A 16545-nucleotide genomic window follows, 5' to 3' on the forward strand; every position below is an offset into this window, starting at 1 on the left:
GCCTTCATCTTGTATTGGAACCCTTGCGCCCTGCTCGGCTACGTCCCGCCTTGGCAGATTTGCGTCTGCGACTAGCCGATTTCCCCATATGTGGACGCGGTCCCTTCGTTGTACGGGGTCTCCCCTTACGTCTGCCAGTTCCGGAAGTACGTTTCAGCCCCCCACGGTCTCGGCGAGAATGAGGTGCAAGTGGCTTGCGACGACGTTTCCGCGTTTTGCCCCTCTGTTGAATCAGCTTTGCAGCTGGGCCAGTACCTGAGGCAACAGGAGCATCGTGACCCAATGCGAGCGGAGGTAATGAGGAATGTGGCAACGCCTGTATGACGGTCAGTGGGAATAACAGTGCCCGAACCGTAGCCGGCTCCAGAACCAGTACAGTGCGTAGTCCGCCCTCTCCATAGGCATACACAGGTCCATTCGGAGGTTGGATATAAGCAAACCATCCGGGAAAACGCAATAACCACTGTGTCACCATCGTATGCAGTTTCGTTCGGTAGGTTTCAACGCCATAGAGCCTTTCCGCTTCTGTCCGATTGCGCCACCCCGTATTTGAGGCCAGCTCTGCATCATTCAGCAAGGTTGTTGCCAAGGTGACAAGCGCTTCGGTATCGCCCGGCGGGGCCAAAAATGCATCACTGCCTACGGATTCCATTAACTCCTTCAGTCCACCTTGGGCAAAAGCGATGACCGGTTTGGCAAAATAGAGACCCTCCAGTGCGGTCATGCCAAATCCTTCCTTGACCATGCTTGGGATGACCAGGATATCCATCGCGGTATACGCCAGAGATACGTTCTCTTCAAATGTGGTGAAGGTAAACCGGCGTGAATACCCCGATTTTTTCACCCGTGATACACACTCGTCGTAATACTTTTTATCCGATGGTGCCCCGATGATCCAGAAGCGACAGCGCGAATGCGTTTCACAGATCCTCAAGGCCATATCCACAAAAGGTTTCAACCCTTTGGCATCATATATAAATGAAGAAATATAACCGATACAGGTCTGCGATGATTTAAAACCGAGCTCCTTACGCTTGCGTTCGCGCAGATGAACCCAGCGGTCGGGTGCTGGTAGCGCGGGTTCCCAAGTGGGGGAAATGATGGTCACTTTGTCACCCATGCCGGCTTCTTGGAATGGGGCTACCGCTGTCTCGGATATACCGATAATCCAATCCGCGTAACGGCCAATCATCTGGATCGCCTCGGTTGTATGTTCATTCGTATGAATGATCTCGGTAATCTTCCAGATGACTGGAATCTGAAGGGACTTTGCCGCTACAGCCGGCATCACATTAACGCAGGTGTTCGTTAACACCATATCGGGAGCAGTCTCCCGTATGAGGGAGACCGCTTCCTGATACGCTGGTGTATGGCGAAGATGCTCCGCATCATCTGCAATGCCCAGGTAAGGTGTGTACACACCGTGAAGCATCGGCAGAGTGCATATTTTGACCTGAATGCCGAATCTCCGCGCAAGCCCCGCAAGCTTCCCCTCCTGAGGGGCTACGAGCACACATTCAAAGATCGCACCGATCTCTCTCATAAAATGAAGCAGCAGCTTCTCGGCGCCTGTAATGCTGCGAGTATTGCACACATGTGAAAATAACATCATCTTTGGTTTCGTTGCCATGGCCGCACGGACCCTGTACACGGGTATCGGATACAGGGTACTGTGCACACCTCCTCCCGGCCAGAATTAAGGGAATATGATGGTTAACATTTCATTAATTCTTTTGCCATACGTGTGGTCTTTCAGTGTACGTTCAAGTCCACGAAGTGCAATCTCACGGCGTTCCTTTTCATGAGTAAGATAATATTCCACTTTCTCGAGTAACTCCTGCGGCGAGGAATATGTCTCAATCTCCACACCCGGTTTGTAGAAACGAGCAATGTCATCCCGGGCGTCGGTCAGCTGTAGCGTCGTGGACGCGGCAATTTCAAACGTTCTCGGGTTCGGTGAAGCTGGCGCGATTTTGAGGTGATTATTATTGACGGAATCATCTTCGTGGGATCGATGCAGGTTGATGACAATTTTGGTGCCATTGTACACATCATTGGTCTCCGGCGGACTCATCCAGCGCCCGAGCTCAATCTTCTCTCCATAGGCAGTATAGTCAGGCAGACGGTCCCACCAGATTCCGTTAAATACCGTATTGTGTGACATCAACTGAGGCATGATCGGATTGAAGAAGTATACCCGGTTCCAATAGGCCGAGCCGATAAAGCTGACATCCCGTTTTAACGGGGAAGGAGTTGTAATCGGAAAGTAATGATTAGTGAATGCGGCAAAAGGGAGGTAGTGAACTGACGCGCAGCCGATTTGTCGATATAGATCAATACAGTTCAGTTCCAACGTGAAGACATGGTCAAAATGTGTCACAATATCCAGCGTCATATCTGTATAGTACGGGTCATCCGTGAGCCAGATCGCCGTCTGAATGCCCGCTTGGCGAATCGCATCGATATGCTCAATGGGGATATCCATTCCATCCAGCACAAGCACAAGATCAGGACGCGTCTGCAGCGCAATTTCAGAAACCGGTTGACGCGGATCAGAGAGGGTTACTTGAGCTACCATACCCTGTAGCGTGGCCATAATGGCCTCATCCAACGGGGAGTAAGGGAAGCCTTTACCCGAGGATACATACAGCACGTGAAGCTGTCGGAAAGGCAACGGTTCCTGTGCACAATTCACAATATAGTTGGCGCGACCGCGCAGATATCCTTCTTCCTTACCTGCGTCATATCCGGCATGTTGCCCATTTTTGCGTGCTTGATCAGCCAGGCTCAGTACGGGTGCATGAACCTTTTTGGTTTTACGGTGTTTGAGAGACATACCGCCACTCCTTTATTTTTTGGGATAGGGTTCTCGTTGGTGCTGCACTTCAGACGGGGATTACAAATGTTCCAGCAACTGACCGATCCGGCGAGTGAATGTATGCTGGTTCATCGTGGTGAGAAGTCCACGCCACGCCATCGCCTGTCGTTCTTCTTCATGCTTCAGATAATAGTGGATCTTGCGCTGAAGTTCTGCAGCGTTAGTGAACGTCTCGATGTCATATCCCGGCTTATAATAACGGGGTAAATCTGCACGTGCATCCGTAATCTGCATTGTGCCGCAGGCGCTGATCTCATACGTGCGTGGATTAATCGAGTGACCTTCAAGATGATGTGTGTTGCGATTGTCTTCCCCATTCTCGCAAGTCCGGTGAATGTTAATGACAATCTTGGCGCCATTGTAATAATCCACTGTCTCTCCAGGAGCAATCCATCCTTCGTGGATGAAACGGCCTAGTACATCAAAGCGTGCCAACCGATTCCACTGGCTACCCGCGATGAATACCTTTTTGTCCGCAAGAAAAGGGGCCAGCTCATCAAACAAGGCAATCCGGTTCCAGAATCCGGTACCGATAAAACAAATGTCGTGCTGATGCTGCGGTGCCGCGCGCCGCGGTTGAAACATGCCTGGATTCACCGCGAGTGGCATATAGATGACTTGGTTCGCTCCATGTGCCAGATAGAAGGGCACCGCGGCCTCTTCATGCGTGAACACGACATCATAGTGCTGGCAAAGGGACGTTGTATCTTCGGTGAAATACGGATCATCCACAAACCACACGGCAGTTCGGATACCGAGTGCACGTATGCCATTCACCTGCTCCACATGATCTGCGGGAAATACATGCAGACCATTCATGACGAGCACGACATCGGGCCGATGCTGACTGGCTTCCTGCAACATCGCTGCTGGCGATCCAACAACGCATTCACGTACAGATTGCTGCAGAGCCAAGGTGACACCTTCATCGATGGCATCGAATCCTTGCGGGATATATAACACTTTCATATCCCGCAGGGTCGGTTCAAACATCTGCACCCGCTCCATCATGGCTTGACAGCCGCCGAATCTGCGGCCTTCTGCATATCCGCCGCGGTAAGCCGTTTCCGCTTCGGTCAGCGGACGGTGCTTTCGTTTTGCCACATTCTTCACCCTGTCTTCCTTCAGGAGATCTCACTTCCAGACTCTCCCCGAGATTGGTCTTCCCTCTAAAGGATATGCCTCGGGGTCAGATGCATCATGGACGGGTGTCCTGCAAGGCGCAAAATTGGCGCTTGCCCTCCACATCCGCCTGTACGGGCATGTCCGCTTTTGCGGCGATGCAAATAACCCGGAGGGATCTGTCCCCCGGGCTAACTGCTAGCAGGTATCATTCCATGCAGAAATAATCCTGTCTACTCGGTTACTGTGCTTTGTACGCCAGCTGATGTCCGTCCTCGAATCCCTTGGCGAAACCCGCGTTGAATCCCTCGTTGTACGCCTCGTTGTATCCCTGGCTGTAAGCACCGTCCGGGTTCGGATCGGTAGGGGTAGCCGGGACGACTGGTTGTACGGGCTTTGGACTCCGGTGCCGCCGTACCGCACGTTTCTTTTTTTTGAGCCACGCACTGCGTCCTTTAAGTGGGCGTTTGTGAAGAACACGTTTGGCTCTGAGCGCACGCAGTTTGCGAATTTTGCGCAGACGGGCTCCACGGATTAACAAAGCTCTTTTGGTTCTCAGTCGTATTTTCTTCTTCTTTAACATGTCAACATTCCTCCTGTATGTCCCGAACGATACGAATTGCACACCCGGGGTCTTTGAGCCACGGCAAGCCAGGCTCCCCATGCTGGATTCGGGCCAGCCTGATTCCCGTAACCATACGAGACATTTCTGCCTGATAGCGACTCAGCAAACGAATGTTCTCGGCCAGACTGCGGGCAGATACTTCCGAATGAGCGGTTACACTGGCTACACTGTCCAGAATGCGTGCCAGCGCCTGCTGACTGTGTGCAATGGATTCAATGAGCGCCAGTTTGGCTTCCTGCTCACGCCGCATCAGACTCATTTTCCCATGTCTCCCAGATCCATGCCGCCAAACATGCCACCGTCCATACCGCCGCCATCTTCGCTATCGTTCTGCACCATCACCGCTTTGAGATTGTTGCACAGTCCGGTCTCCATTCGGGTTAATCCTTCCAGCAATTCCACCAGCTGATCATGCATTTTGAGCGGTTCGCCTACCTGATCCCCATGCGTCAGAAAGGTATCCCCATTCAAATGATTCAGCGTCCAGTTCCGTACCTTCTCGGCCTCAATCGCTTTTGCCTCCAAGATCAGGGCAATATTCCACTGCATTTTGGCTGCTGCGTCCAGCATCAGAATGAGGCTCTGTTCTCTACTCATGTTCCTTCACCCGCCTTCCGGGCTTATTCTTCTTCTTGAACCGCGATCTCCCGCATGACTTGGGTCAGCGTTTCGGCTACAGCCTCTTCCAGATCTGCAAGGCCCCCCAAGTAAGAGATAATGCTTTTGTTGATTTGCCCAGAGCTATCCAGCAGACCGTCAACGCCATCCAACTCCGGTTCGATATCTGGCAAATGATTGATGATTTCAGACATGCGTACAGCGACTTGGCGTTTGGCATCCAGCACACGTGCGATCTGCTGGTGAGAGTGTGCAATATGTGTGATGATTTCATCGATTTTGCTCTGCATGGTCCTCCTCCTTACCGTCACGGCCTGCTTCACCCATAGAAAAACCCGGCCTATCAGCATTTGCCTGTTACAGCATATGCCGGGCCGGGATCGTCAGTTACTACAGCTTGCGCCTATATCGTCAGATGACATAACTCCAGTCGGAAGAATATCGACTGAGGAATTGGCGAGTACGTTCCTGCTTGGGACGTACAAACACCTCTTCCGGGGTTCCTTCCTCCACAACGGAACCTCCATCCATGAAAACAACCCGATTTGCCACCTCACGGGCAAACCCCATTTCATGGGTGACTACAATCATGGTAATCCCCTCTTGAGCAATGGAGCGGATGACAGACAACACCTCACCCACAAGCTCGGGGTCCAACGCCGAGGTCGGTTCATCAAACAAAATCACTTCGGGATTCAGTGCCAATGCTCTGGCGATGCCCACCCGTTGCTGTTGTCCACCTGACAACATACTTGGATACTCATTGATTTTGGCAGACAGTCCGACTTGTTCAAGCACTCGCAAGGCACGCGTGCGGGCATCGGCTTTGGACATTTTCTGGGCAATAATTAATCCCTCGGTGACGTTATCCAGCACTGTCTTGTGTTTGAACAGATTATAATGCTGGAACACCATCGCCGTTTTTCGTCTCAACTGCACAATGTCATGTTTGCGTGCATGCTTGCAATCGACGGTTAATCCACTGATCTGAACCTCGCCCTCATCGGCACGTTCCAGAAAATTGACGCAGCGCAGCAGCGTTGTTTTACCTGATCCGCTCGGTCCAAGGATCGCTACGACATCGCCCTGTTCCACGGTCAGATCAATTCCCTTCAATACTTCCTGCTTGCCAAAAGTTTTGTGTATGTTCGTTAGTGTAATCATGACACGCCTCCTTTGCTGTAAACGGCAACCCGACGCTCAAGAAGAGCAGTGATCCGCTCGGCAATGATGGTCAGCCCCCAGTAGATAAACGCTGCGGCGATAAAGGCCTCCAGAAACTTCAGACTGACGGATGCCACCACATCCGCTTTACCGAGTATGTCCATCTGAGACACGGTAAAAGCGAGTGTTGATCCATGCAGGAACCCAACAAACATACTGCACAGGTTAGGCAATACAGCCCCGATCGCTTGAGGGATGATGATACGCCTTAAAGCCTGGAATGTGCTCATGCCTACAGCGTGAGCCGCCTCCATCTGGCCGATATCCACAGAAAGAATGCCTGAGCGGATAATCTCGGACATATAGGCGCCCGCAGTGAGCGAGAAAGCAATTAGTACAAATACGAGAATTGGAATCGACGAGGATTGGAAAGCCCAACCGTAACGTTCCGCCAGCTTATCGATAATCATCGGAATGCCGTAATAGATGAGGAATAGATGCATCAGCATCGGTGTTCCACGCAGGAAAGAAACGTAGAACTCAGCAATGCGGTGAATCCACCGCACGCGATAGATACGGATCAGAGCCGTAACCAGACCGATTCCGAAGCCTGCAATCAACGGAACAATCGTAATGACGAGTGTCAGTGGCAATGCCTTCAGGATTTGAAAAAAAGAGGTATAGATAAACTGGAGATCAATCGACATATGCTCACCCCGCTATTCGTTTCAGGCGTTTGGCTCGAATTGCCGGTTTGTGTACAACCCTCTTGCGTTCATGACGCTGGAGTCTGCGTTCTGCAAAGGCAAATCCTTTTTCGAGTACAATGACAATGACATAATAGACCACAGACAGACTTATATACACTTCAAGTGCATGCGATGTAGCCGAAATTAACGTCTGCCCTCTGCCCACCATATCCATGACACCAATGGAGAAGGCCAGAGAAGTATCCTTCAATGAACCGATTAATGTATTGGCCATGTTCGGAAAAGCAACAATCAGTGCCTGCGGAACAACAATCCGCCGAAAAGACTGGAATGTGGTCATACCCGCAGCATAGGCAGCTTCCGTCTGACCTTTATCCACACTGCGCACCGCTCCGCGAAAGATCTCGGCAAAGGATGCCGCGTCACTAAGCGCATAGGTCACAATGACAAATAACAACGGGTCGGTTCTCGACAGGTCGATGCCAATGGGTTTGAGCAACTCGGGAAGTCCGTAATACACCAGGAACAATTTGATCAGGATCGGTGTGCCCCGCATGAATGAGACGTACAGGGTAGCCAACTGGCTTAGTACCGGAATCCGATACAGCCGGGGAATGGCCAGAAGCACGCCGCCCACCAGTCCGAGCACGATGGAACCACCCAGTACAATCAGTGTTATATGCAAATATCGTAGCAGTTCCGGGATGAAATCCAGAACCAATGACAGATCAAATGATTTTCCCATTACCGCTGCACACCTTTCTCAGACTACTCTTCAACCGTATAGTCAGCTCCAAGCCACTCTGTGCTCAGTTTGCCTAACGTTCCATCTTCTTTGATTGCTTTGAGAGCTTCGTCCACTTTGTTTTTGAGCTCCTGCTCATCTTTGTTCAGAATGAAGTACACTTTGGAGTTGGAGAGGGCATCTCCTATCGTTTTCAACTGAGCATCAACCGCCTTATTCTGATAATCAATGGCAAACTGAGTGCTGATGGTGGCATCTACCCGGCCTGTTTTGATCTGGGTAATGGTATCCTCACCCGCTCCGGAATAGACGATATCAATCCCGTTGCCGTTCGCTGCATTCCATTTCTCAGCAAGTACAGCCGCATTACTTGTAGCACCAACAATCAGTTTTTTCCCTTTTAGATCCTCAATCGATTTTACTTCCTCATTTTTCTGACTTACGACAATTTTATTTGGAAAAATATTATAGGCTTCATCATTAAACAGGAACTTGGCCTGTCTCTCATCATTCACTTCCATCTGGTGAGCGATCAGGTCAATTTTTTTCGTTTCCAGACTCAGCAGCAGATTTTTAAAATCCATCGTGCTGAATTCGAATTCATATTCAGGCAAACGTTTGTCGATCTCCCGGATCAGTTCCACATCATAACCTGTTAACTTGCCATTCTCATCAATGAAGCAGACATTTGGGAACTGTGTACCTGTTCCTACAATGATCTTTTTCACTTTGGTGTCGCCTGCTGCCGAAGCAGATTCTGAATCATTGCTTGCAGTTCCTGTGCTGCATCCAGCCAGTACCGCCAGCATTGTAATGAACAGTAGTGCTGTCCGGAATTTTTGAATCCCCCGTTTTTTAACCATTCCCAATCTCCTCCACAGGCTGTTATCACAGCGAATATGATGTGTACTCCTATTCCTCTATCCTATTAACAAACCATTCTTACTTGTATAGTCGGAATTAGGTTGAACAAAGAATATCACTACAAGTCATCTGAGGGCAATAACTAAACTAATAGGACATCCTGATATGGTTATAGGACTTCTCTATAGTACGAGAAAAAGCCATCCCCCATATCGATTGGCGGATGGCTTTTTCTCGTATGACTCTCACTGATTATACCATTTTGGCGGTGCATCACTTGGTGTATACACTACTCATCTATCTGCGACTCGCCCATTTAATTTTACGTGCAACTTCCACTCGCTGTAATTGTAAGAGACCGATCCGTTCCTCAAACTTCTTGCGTTCATCCATGGAATGAGCGGCATGAATCTGGTGGCACAGACCTGTCAGTTTGCTGTTGATGTAATCAAACCGTGTCCATAATTCCTCTTCAGGTGTGCGTTGCTGCTCCGTCGCCGTCTGAAATATTTTGAGTTGGCGGATAAGGGATTGCTGCCATTCCTGATCCTGAATTTGGATGGCAAAATGCAAAAGATCCAGATAGTCATCGATTTGCAACGAAACGCCGCAATCAGGTTTAGTGTTCATCGTCGTCTCTCCTTATTTCAGTACTTGGCTGGAATCCATTACTTCTATCTTACAGGAACAAGCCCACTGAAAGCGAGTACTGAACGATTAAATTTTGGGAATTTTTTTATTTTTTTATGTTAAAACAGCTTTACATTTCCATTAAGGTAAAATTCACATAACTTTGGTATTGATACATATTAAATCTGTGACGAAAAACCCGTATTAAGGAATCATTTCTTACCTTAACACGGGTTTTTCGTCATGTTTTATATAATATGCACACATGCAATGTCAGTTATTTTTTCCATCTCGCTGCTGTCTGGTCATCAGTAACATGAGAAACGAGATGATAATAATGGAAACAGTCCATGCCCAAGCCATGGTCTGATTGCCGGAATCCACAGCGACATAGATTGCCGTGGGTACCGTTTGCGTTTTGCCCGGAATATTGCCTGCAATCATCAGTGTCGCACCAAATTCCCCGAGTGCACGGGCAAAGCCCAGGATGAAAGCGGTCATCAATGCTCTGCCTGCGAGCGGGAGGGAGATGTAACGAAAAACCTGCCACTCATTTGCCCCAATCGAACGGCCTGCATCTTCCAAATCCCGATCCACACCACTGAATCCCGATTTCATCGTCTGATACACAAGTGGAAAAGCAACCACCACCGAAGCAATCACCGCAGCCCACCAGGTGAAAATAACCGGTGCGGAGAATATGGCTTCAATCCATTGTCCAAACAGACTTTTACGCCCCAGTATGACAAGTAACAGAAATCCAACCACCGTCGGGGGAAGGACTAGCGGCAGCATAAATGCCGTTTCCAGCAGAATCTTTCCCCGAAATGAAGAACGTGACATCTTCCAGGCTATCGCGATTCCGAGCACAGTGGCCACCACGCTGGATAACAGCGCAACCTGAAGTGACAAGCGCACCGGTGACCAGAATACGGACCAGTCTATGGCGTTCACATTCATTCCGGAATTGTGAATCCGTATTTCGCGAAGATATCGAGCACTCCAGGGGTTTGTAAATACGCATAAAATTGTTCGGCCTCTGTACGGTGTTTGGTTCCTTCAATAATGCCTATTGGATAATTGGCTGGTGTGTAGCTGTTCTTGTCCACCTCAAACGCAATTTTCACCTGATCCGAAGTAAGAGCATCTGTTTTATATACAAATCCTGCATCTGCATTACCTGTCTCTACATATTGAAGAACCTGTCTAACGTCTTTCCCCTGCACAAGTTTGCTTTCCAGTTCATCCCACAGCTTGGCATTGGTCAGAGCTTCCTTGGCATAGGTTCCCGCAGGAACACTTTCCGGAATCCCAATGGCTACCGTCTTGATGGAGTCGCTGGTGAGATCCGTTTCACTGGTTACTGTGTGGGTCCCATCTGCTGGCACTATGGCCACCAGTGAATTCTGTAGCAAATTCTTCTGATCACCCGATGCAATCAGGTTTTCATCTACTAGCGCATTCATATTTTTTGTTGCCGCCGATACAAAGACATCAGCCGGGGCACCCTGTTCAATCTGCTGTTGCAAGGCACCCGAGGCGCCAAAGTTAAAATTAAGTTCTATATAAGGATTAGCTAGCTCATAATTGGTTTCAATCTCTTTCATCGCATCGGTCAGACTGGCCGCCGCAGAGATCGTCAGATCTACCGTTTCCTGCGGATCGGTATTTCCTGCTGATGAACTTTCAACTGATGCCGCTGGCGTTGGGGTTGTTTGTTCTGCACCTGTGGATGTATCCGTAGTGCCCGTGCTTGCGCCGCAACCAGCCAATACAAGAGCCAGTCCCAGTGACATACTTCCCAACACATATCCGATTCTCTTTCTCATTCATTTCTCCCCCAACGTTATCTTTGGTTATAACTAGTTATAATTGATTATATCTAATTATACACATGACAAAAAAAATAGGAAGGTGATTAAGATCACATTTGATTTTTGTTATCTGTCCTATGCGTTTATTGCGTGTTCTCAGGTTTATGGCATCCCTCAATTAATGATATAGTACAAGAAACATTCATAACAAAACCATAATTGCTCTATACCTTTGAAGGAGGATCTTCACTTATGACGGAGGAGCAATCCTACACAACCGAAGAAATATCCAAGCTGCTCAAAATATCGAAACTGACGGTCTATGACCTGATCAAAAAAGGAGACCTCGTCGCATACCGTGTAGGTAAACAAATGCGAATTGATGCAACCGATCTGGAGGCATATAAACGTCGCTCCAAGCAACTTCAGTCCTCAGGTCAGCGTATCCCGACTTCGGTTCAGACCTCGGTATCAGGGACTCAGCCAGGTCATGGTGATTCTCAGGGAACTTCCTTACAAGTTACTTCACCCGTTGGGTCTGCGCATGCGATTACTCCAGCGAGTTCTACCCATACAATGACTTCTGCACCACGGCATCTAGTCATAACAGGTCAGGATGTCAGTCTGGATATCCTAATGCGCCATATGGAAAAAAAAACTCGGGACATCCGTCCGCTTCGCTCGTTCATGGGCAGTCTGGACGGACTTATCTCGATGTATCGTGGTGAGTCCGATCTGGTCAGCACTCATCTGCTCGACGGGGATACCGGTGAGTATAATCTGCCGTATATTCGCAAAATTCTGACGGGACGGTCCTATGTTGTGGTAAACCTACTGTCACGTCCTGCCGGACTGTATGTACAGCGTGGCAACCCGCAGAACATACAGAATTGGACCGATCTGAGCAAGCCTGAACTTCGACTCGCTAACCGGGAGATAGGTTCTGGCGCGCGAGTATTGCTGGATGAGCAACTTCGGTTGCATGGAATTCCTGCCGCAGGTCTGATCGGATACGAAATGGAGGAAACCAGTCACATGGGCGTGGCTGCCAAAGTCAGTTCAGGTGAAGCTGATGTCGGAGTTGGCATTGAGAAAGCTGCGCGACTTGTGGGTCAGGTTGATTTTGTCCCGCTCACTCAGGAGCGCTATGATCTGGTCATGCTGAGGAAGCAAGGTAATGAAGCCTGGACAGATTCTGTACTGCGAATTCTCCAATCACCGGAGTTCAGGCAGGAACTGCAATCATTCGAGGGATATGATGTATCCCGGACAGGTGAGATTTTGTACGAAGCATAGTTATACGAAATGTAGACAATAACAGCCCATACTCAACGTGTATTCAACATCACATCATGCATATATAAAACGCCTTGCATTCGCTGCAAGGCGTTTTTGGTGTTTCTTTCTATATATAACGCATGATATGGATGAATGAATTTCTTAATATGGCAAATCGATCTCAAAAATGAACACACCATACGCGGGCATGTTGATCTCATTCTGAAGTGTTGTACCTGACAGTAACTCTGTGGCCTCCTTCTTAAGCTGGATGGCCACTTGGTGATCCGAGTAGTTGAGTAAAAATACATAAGCTTTATCCTTACCGGAACGGATACCAAGCTCAACTTCGGACGGTACCGCTACCAGGTCACCCACAGGTGAAGATAGCCCTATCTCATCTAGTAGAGCATCAACAACCGGTTCATTGTAAGCCGCTCCATAATACCATACTTGCCCCTGACCTACCGTACGTTTGGTCAAAGCAGGACTACCTGCATAATATTCGGATGTATACTCAGCCATGACCTGCACGTCAGCATGCTCCACATGAAGAACTTCGTTAAATCCGGCCGTTGACGTTCCCTCCTGAAGCTGCTCACTCGTCCCATTCCATTGCAGTTTGGCTGCTGGAATGGTTCCTTTGATTAAGGTAAAGTCCTCTACGGTTACACCACACAACTCAGCGACAGCCCCAGGGAACGGTCTCATATAACAATGCCCCTTGAGATCCTTATATCCGGTGCGAGCACCGAAAAACAGAGTGCCTCCTTGACTGACATAGGCTTGGAGAAGTTCTGCTGTCTCGTCTGTCATAATGGCCGGGTGAGCATAGATGATCACCTTATATTCGGATAAATCCTCCAGTGTTGTCGTTGGTTGCAGTGTAACCATATCAGTCGGAATATGACGATACTGGAGCTGCTTATACCAGGAGCGTACACTCTGTTGCTGAAGCGGACCGTGCCACTCGTCCAACTCCCCGTCCCAGATGTTATCGTAATCCTGTAGGATCGCAACATCGGCTTGATATGTAGTGCCTGCAATAACACGCCCGATCTTGGCAAACTCTTCCCCTACTTGTGCAACCTCGCGTACCCTTCTGTTGGGCTGATTATGGTAATCATTGATGCCATGCCAGTACATCTCGGTGCCAAATGTTGCCGTCCGCCAGCGGAAGTAGACGAGCAGATCCGTACCATGCAGAACGGATTGATATGACCATAATCGGATCTGTCCCGGTCTTGGCGTACCCATGCCTATACTGTCAACCCAGCCTCCTGGCCCAGACTGTTGTTCCATGACGCAGAAGTTCGGTGACATGTTGCGTACGTTCGACAATTTCATGCTCCAGGCCCGATCTTGTAATGAGTTATCGTCTGTCCCTGGGAAGATCGTTGCAAACTGCGGATACGAGTCATAGGAGAAGAAATCCAACAGGTCTTCTGTCATTTCATGATTATCCAAGTGTCCAAACGTACCGTTCGTTGTGATCCAATGTTTCGGATCCAGTTCCCGAATAATGTCCACCTGGAGCTTGGCAAATGAAATGGTATTAGCTGAGATGAATCTCTTTTCATCTAGTGCCAAATGAGGATTTGGCGATTGGCTGACCATATTTCGGGTAAGGTGAACTTGCTCCCAGTCGGTATAGGTCTGACTCCAGAAAACGGTTCCCCAAGCCTGGTTCAGATTCTCCAACGATTCATAACGATTCTTAAGCCATTCACGGAAGGCGACATGGTCCGCCTCAGCATAGAAAACATCCATATGACAATTGAATTCGTTATCGATCTGCCATCCAATAAGAGCCGGATGATCTTTATAGGCAATCACCATATTGCGCACGATTTTTTCACATTGCTGTCTGTAGATTGGGCTGCTGTAATTGGTATGACGCCGCATACCGTGTTGATACAATACCCCGTCCTTATTTGCGTTTAATACTCCAGGATATTTGGATGTTAACCATGCTGGCGGAGTTGCAGTAGGTGTTCCCAAAATAACGCTCAAACCGTATTGATGCGCCAGATCCAGTGCCTTCTGGAAAAAACTAAAATCAAACTGGTCTTCTTCCGGTTCAAAGATGGACCATGCAAATTCAGCCATCCGAATAACTGTGATATTCATCTCTTTCATTCTACGGAAATCGTCCTCCCACAACGCTTCCGACCAGTGCTCAGGGTAATAACAGACCCCCATTTTTAATTCATCCATTTGGATTGATTTTGCCACCTTTAATTGCCCCCTTAATGCCATATTGCCTCCATTCTATTAGAACCTTCACATATAATAAATGACAAGATTATGCGACTTATAATAAAATATTGTCATTACTTTAGATTCAAATCACAGTTGGCTGAATCTATTTGGAATGATTACATAAAAATATTGCGTTCAAATGGAGGATGCACGTGAAAGAACACATCTTTCTCCCCAAGCCGATTTTTCCCAGACATGTATGTTTTCCTGATTTTATTGGAGGGTACAGTGACTTTCCGAAGCACCGTGTGCATCGAGAATATGGCACCACTGAAATTAATTTGGATCAATGCTACAATCTGCACCTTGTACTGAACGGCAAAGGATTCCTGGACACCGGAACCACACGATATGAGTTAATGCAAGGACAGGGTTTCCTCTATGGTCCCGGTCTCAGACAAACCTACTACTCCGATTTGGATGATCCTTGGAGTATTCGTTGGATTCACTTCTACGGCGTTCGTCTCGAAGAACTGTTAAATGGAAAAGGCGTTGACGAGCCATGGCTGTTTCAATGTTCCAACTTCCCCGTGGTTACCGCTCTCATGGATCGATTGCTGGAGCTAGGCAGAGGCTATCAGGTGGAGGACGAGCACAGTGTGGCAGCTACTCTATATGAGCTTCTGACCCGATTGCAATCCGCAGCGAGCCAAATCAATGTTTCGTTGAATCACACCTCGGAGCGAATTCGTGAAGCAGGGAATTATATTCGTTCCCATAGTAACGAGCACATTACACTAGACCACGCTGCCGGGATTGCAGGATACAGTACAACATACTTTAGCCGAAAGTTCAGTCAGACGTTTGGAATCTCTTTCCCTGAATTCCTCTTGGAATCCAGGCTACTACATGCGAAACAGCTACTCGCAACAACCAACCTTTCCATTAAGCAAATTACGCTGGAAACGGGATTTTCACAGTCAAGCTACTTCATCCGCTGTTTTAAAACCCAGGAAAACGTAACACCTATGCAATTTCGAATGATGCACAATCATTCGTTATAGGCAGATGTTCCTTGAACAAGCTGATGCAAAAGAAGACTCTGCATACAACATGCAGAGTCTTCTTCGGTCATTTTTCACAAATGTTCATTTGTATCTTCGTCCTCGTCAGCCTTATATTCCAAAATATCTCCAGGCTGACAATCCAGTGCTTTACAGATGGCATCCAGAGTGGATAAACGGATCGCTTTTGCTTTTCCTGTTTTTAATATGGAAATATTGGCGATCGTGATCTCAACTCTCTCTGCAAGCTCGGTAACCGTCATTTTCCGCTTTGCCAACATCACATCAATATTGATTATAATGGCCATATATTCACCTCAGACCACTAGGTCATTTTCTGATTTGATATCAATCGCTTCCTGTAACAATCTTTGGAGCACTGCGGAAAACACTGCAATGACCAATGAAGCAAAAATAGGAACCATTCCCATAAGAATGAGGCCTGGGGCATCATCTTTCTCTGCTACAACAAAAAGGAATGGCAACATCACAAAATAAAGACTACTAATTACAATAGCACAATATTTTATTGTTTTTAAGGATCTCACTGACATTAGAGAGAACGCTTCATTTTTGTCGATATAGCTCAGCAGACGGAATGCCTGGTACAGTGCAACGATAAACGGAATAACTGACACATACATAATAATCACTATGGGGTATAGCGCACCTGCATAATTCGGATTCACCGGATTGTTCGCTAACCAGGGTATGCCGAATATGCATAAGGCAAGAATGGGAACACCAATAAGCAACACAGCCAATTTTAAAAAGATGGTTGTACCTCGCTTCACAAAAAGCACCTCACTTGTTTTAAGTGATATGAATTTA

At 48.1% G+C, this 16545-nt stretch carries 19 protein-coding genes; 2 read left to right on the forward strand and 17 right to left on the reverse strand.

Translation table 11 applies throughout. From position 1 onward, the window contains the following. Positions 1–4 precede the first annotated feature (4 nt). The 14 genes from J2X75_RS20630 to modA form a co-directional block, all read right to left on the reverse strand. Positions 5–1630 (reverse strand): glycosyltransferase family 4 protein, encoded by a 1626-nt coding sequence (locus J2X75_RS20630; protein ID WP_310339657.1) that lies wholly within the window; start codon positions 1628–1630, stop codon positions 5–7. A gap of 66 nt (positions 1631–1696) precedes the next feature. Continuing rightward, positions 1697–2836 carry a CgeB family protein gene (locus tag J2X75_RS20635; RefSeq protein WP_310339659.1) on the reverse strand — a complete coding sequence of 380 codons (1140 nt, stop codon included), beginning with the start codon at positions 2834–2836 and terminating at the stop codon, positions 1697–1699. Between the two features lie 60 nt (positions 2837–2896). Beyond that, positions 2897–3991, reverse strand: coding sequence for a CgeB family protein (locus J2X75_RS20640; RefSeq protein ID WP_091020899.1), 1095 nt, complete (start codon positions 3989–3991; stop codon positions 2897–2899). 250 nt (positions 3992–4241) lie between these two features. Further along, positions 4242–4583: a FliH/SctL family protein gene (locus J2X75_RS20645; RefSeq protein ID WP_051446920.1), complete on the reverse strand. Its 342-nt coding sequence runs from the start codon at positions 4581–4583 to the stop codon at positions 4242–4244. Position 4584: 1 nt separating this feature from the next. After that, positions 4585–4884, reverse strand: a complete 300-nt coding sequence (locus J2X75_RS20650) for a hypothetical protein (RefSeq protein ID WP_017692511.1) — start codon at positions 4882–4884, stop codon at positions 4585–4587. Further along, positions 4881–5222 carry an alpha-helical endospore appendage domain-containing protein gene (locus J2X75_RS20655; RefSeq protein WP_017692510.1) on the reverse strand — a complete coding sequence of 114 codons (342 nt, stop codon included), beginning with the start codon at positions 5220–5222 and terminating at the stop codon, positions 4881–4883. The genes J2X75_RS20650 and J2X75_RS20655 overlap by 4 nt, the downstream gene beginning before the upstream one ends. Before the next feature lie 23 nt (positions 5223–5245). Then, entirely contained in the window at positions 5246–5533 is a 288-nt protein-coding gene (locus tag J2X75_RS20660) for a hypothetical protein (protein WP_017692509.1), read from the reverse strand. A gap of 121 nt (positions 5534–5654) precedes the next feature. Beyond that, positions 5655–6407 (reverse strand): amino acid ABC transporter ATP-binding protein, encoded by a 753-nt coding sequence (locus tag J2X75_RS20665; protein WP_017692508.1) that lies wholly within the window; start codon positions 6405–6407, stop codon positions 5655–5657. Next, positions 6404–7114, reverse strand: coding sequence for an amino acid ABC transporter permease (locus tag J2X75_RS20670; RefSeq protein ID WP_310339664.1), 711 nt, complete (start codon positions 7112–7114; stop codon positions 6404–6406). Before J2X75_RS20670 ends, J2X75_RS20665 begins: the two co-directional genes overlap by 4 nt. Before the next feature lie 4 nt (positions 7115–7118). After that, complete coding sequence (locus J2X75_RS20675; RefSeq protein ID WP_150366084.1) at positions 7119–7862, reverse strand: amino acid ABC transporter permease; 744 nt, start codon at positions 7860–7862, stop codon at positions 7119–7121. Between the two features lie 23 nt (positions 7863–7885). Next, complete coding sequence (locus tag J2X75_RS20680; protein ID WP_310339666.1) at positions 7886–8725, reverse strand: transporter substrate-binding domain-containing protein; 840 nt, start codon at positions 8723–8725, stop codon at positions 7886–7888. 298 nt (positions 8726–9023) lie between these two features. After that, positions 9024–9356, reverse strand: coding sequence for a hypothetical protein (locus tag J2X75_RS20685; RefSeq protein ID WP_124117622.1), 333 nt, complete (start codon positions 9354–9356; stop codon positions 9024–9026). A gap of 273 nt (positions 9357–9629) precedes the next feature. Further along, positions 9630–10316, reverse strand: a complete 687-nt coding sequence (modB, locus tag J2X75_RS20690) for a molybdate ABC transporter permease subunit (RefSeq protein ID WP_210109869.1) — start codon at positions 10314–10316, stop codon at positions 9630–9632. Further along, complete coding sequence (modA, locus tag J2X75_RS20695; RefSeq protein ID WP_310339668.1) at positions 10313–11185, reverse strand: molybdate ABC transporter substrate-binding protein; 873 nt, start codon at positions 11183–11185, stop codon at positions 10313–10315. The genes modB and modA overlap by 4 nt, the downstream gene beginning before the upstream one ends. Positions 11186–11422: 237 nt before the next feature. On the opposite strand from modA, the gene J2X75_RS20700 reads away from it, so the two are divergent. After that, complete coding sequence (locus tag J2X75_RS20700; protein WP_310339670.1) at positions 11423–12466, forward strand: substrate-binding domain-containing protein; 1044 nt, start codon at positions 11423–11425, stop codon at positions 12464–12466. 144 nt (positions 12467–12610) lie between these two features. On the opposite strand, the gene J2X75_RS20705 is transcribed toward J2X75_RS20700, so the two are convergent. Next, the gene (locus J2X75_RS20705; protein ID WP_310339672.1) at positions 12611–14683 is read right to left on the reverse strand and encodes a beta-galactosidase; all 2073 of its coding nucleotides are present in this window, start codon (positions 14681–14683) and stop codon (positions 12611–12613) included. A gap of 173 nt (positions 14684–14856) precedes the next feature. Here J2X75_RS20705 and J2X75_RS20710 point away from each other — a divergent pair, with 173 nt between their 5' ends. Beyond that, positions 14857–15714, forward strand: coding sequence for a helix-turn-helix transcriptional regulator (locus tag J2X75_RS20710; RefSeq protein WP_310339675.1), 858 nt, complete (start codon positions 14857–14859; stop codon positions 15712–15714). Positions 15715–15788: 74 nt separating this feature from the next. Here J2X75_RS20710 and J2X75_RS20715 read toward each other — a convergent pair whose 3' ends face one another. Together J2X75_RS20715 and J2X75_RS20720 are read right to left on the reverse strand one after the other, a co-directional pair. Further along, positions 15789–16022, reverse strand: coding sequence for a helix-turn-helix domain-containing protein (locus tag J2X75_RS20715; RefSeq protein ID WP_076211193.1), 234 nt, complete (start codon positions 16020–16022; stop codon positions 15789–15791). A gap of 9 nt (positions 16023–16031) precedes the next feature. Beyond that, positions 16032–16508 (reverse strand): DUF2975 domain-containing protein, encoded by a 477-nt coding sequence (locus J2X75_RS20720; RefSeq protein WP_307542436.1) that lies wholly within the window; start codon positions 16506–16508, stop codon positions 16032–16034. Between the last annotated feature and the right edge of the window lie 37 nt (positions 16509–16545).

It is taken from the genome of Paenibacillus sp. 2003 (genome assembly GCF_031455635.1).
Taxonomy (GTDB): Bacteria; Bacillota; Bacilli; order Paenibacillales; family Paenibacillaceae; genus Paenibacillus; species Paenibacillus amylolyticus_B.

Coding starts and splice junctions, on each gene's coding strand:
- J2X75_RS20630 (WP_310339657.1), bottom strand. CDS start 1,630: ATGGCAACGAAACCAAAGATGATGTTATTTTCACATGTGTGCAATACT.
- J2X75_RS20635 (WP_310339659.1), bottom strand. CDS start 2,836: ATGTCTCTCAAACACCGTAAAACCAAAAAGGTTCATGCACCCGTACTG.
- J2X75_RS20645 (WP_051446920.1), bottom strand. CDS start 4,583: ATGTTAAAGAAGAAGAAAATACGACTGAGAACCAAAAGAGCTTTGTTA.
- J2X75_RS20650 (WP_017692511.1), bottom strand. CDS start 4,884: ATGAGTCTGATGCGGCGTGAGCAGGAAGCCAAACTGGCGCTCATTGAA.
- J2X75_RS20655 (WP_017692510.1), bottom strand. CDS start 5,222: ATGAGTAGAGAACAGAGCCTCATTCTGATGCTGGACGCAGCAGCCAAA.
- J2X75_RS20660 (WP_017692509.1), bottom strand. CDS start 5,533: ATGCAGAGCAAAATCGATGAAATCATCACACATATTGCACACTCTCAC.
- J2X75_RS20665 (WP_017692508.1), bottom strand. CDS start 6,407: ATGATTACACTAACGAACATACACAAAACTTTTGGCAAGCAGGAAGTA.
- J2X75_RS20670 (WP_310339664.1), bottom strand. CDS start 7,114: ATGTCGATTGATCTCCAGTTTATCTATACCTCTTTTTTTCAAATCCTG.
- J2X75_RS20675 (WP_150366084.1), bottom strand. CDS start 7,862: ATGGGAAAATCATTTGATCTGTCATTGGTTCTGGATTTCATCCCGGAA.
- J2X75_RS20680 (WP_310339666.1), bottom strand. CDS start 8,725: ATGGTTAAAAAACGGGGGATTCAAAAATTCCGGACAGCACTACTGTTC.
- J2X75_RS20685 (WP_124117622.1), bottom strand. CDS start 9,356: ATGAACACTAAACCTGATTGCGGCGTTTCGTTGCAAATCGATGACTAT.
- modB (WP_210109869.1), bottom strand. CDS start 10,316: ATGAATGTGAACGCCATAGACTGGTCCGTATTCTGGTCACCGGTGCGC.
- modA (WP_310339668.1), bottom strand. CDS start 11,185: ATGAGAAAGAGAATCGGATATGTGTTGGGAAGTATGTCACTGGGACTG.
- J2X75_RS20700 (WP_310339670.1), top strand. CDS start 11,423: ATGACGGAGGAGCAATCCTACACAACCGAAGAAATATCCAAGCTGCTC.
- J2X75_RS20710 (WP_310339675.1), top strand. CDS start 14,857: ATGCACGTGAAAGAACACATCTTTCTCCCCAAGCCGATTTTTCCCAGA.
- J2X75_RS20715 (WP_076211193.1), bottom strand. CDS start 16,022: ATGGCCATTATAATCAATATTGATGTGATGTTGGCAAAGCGGAAAATG.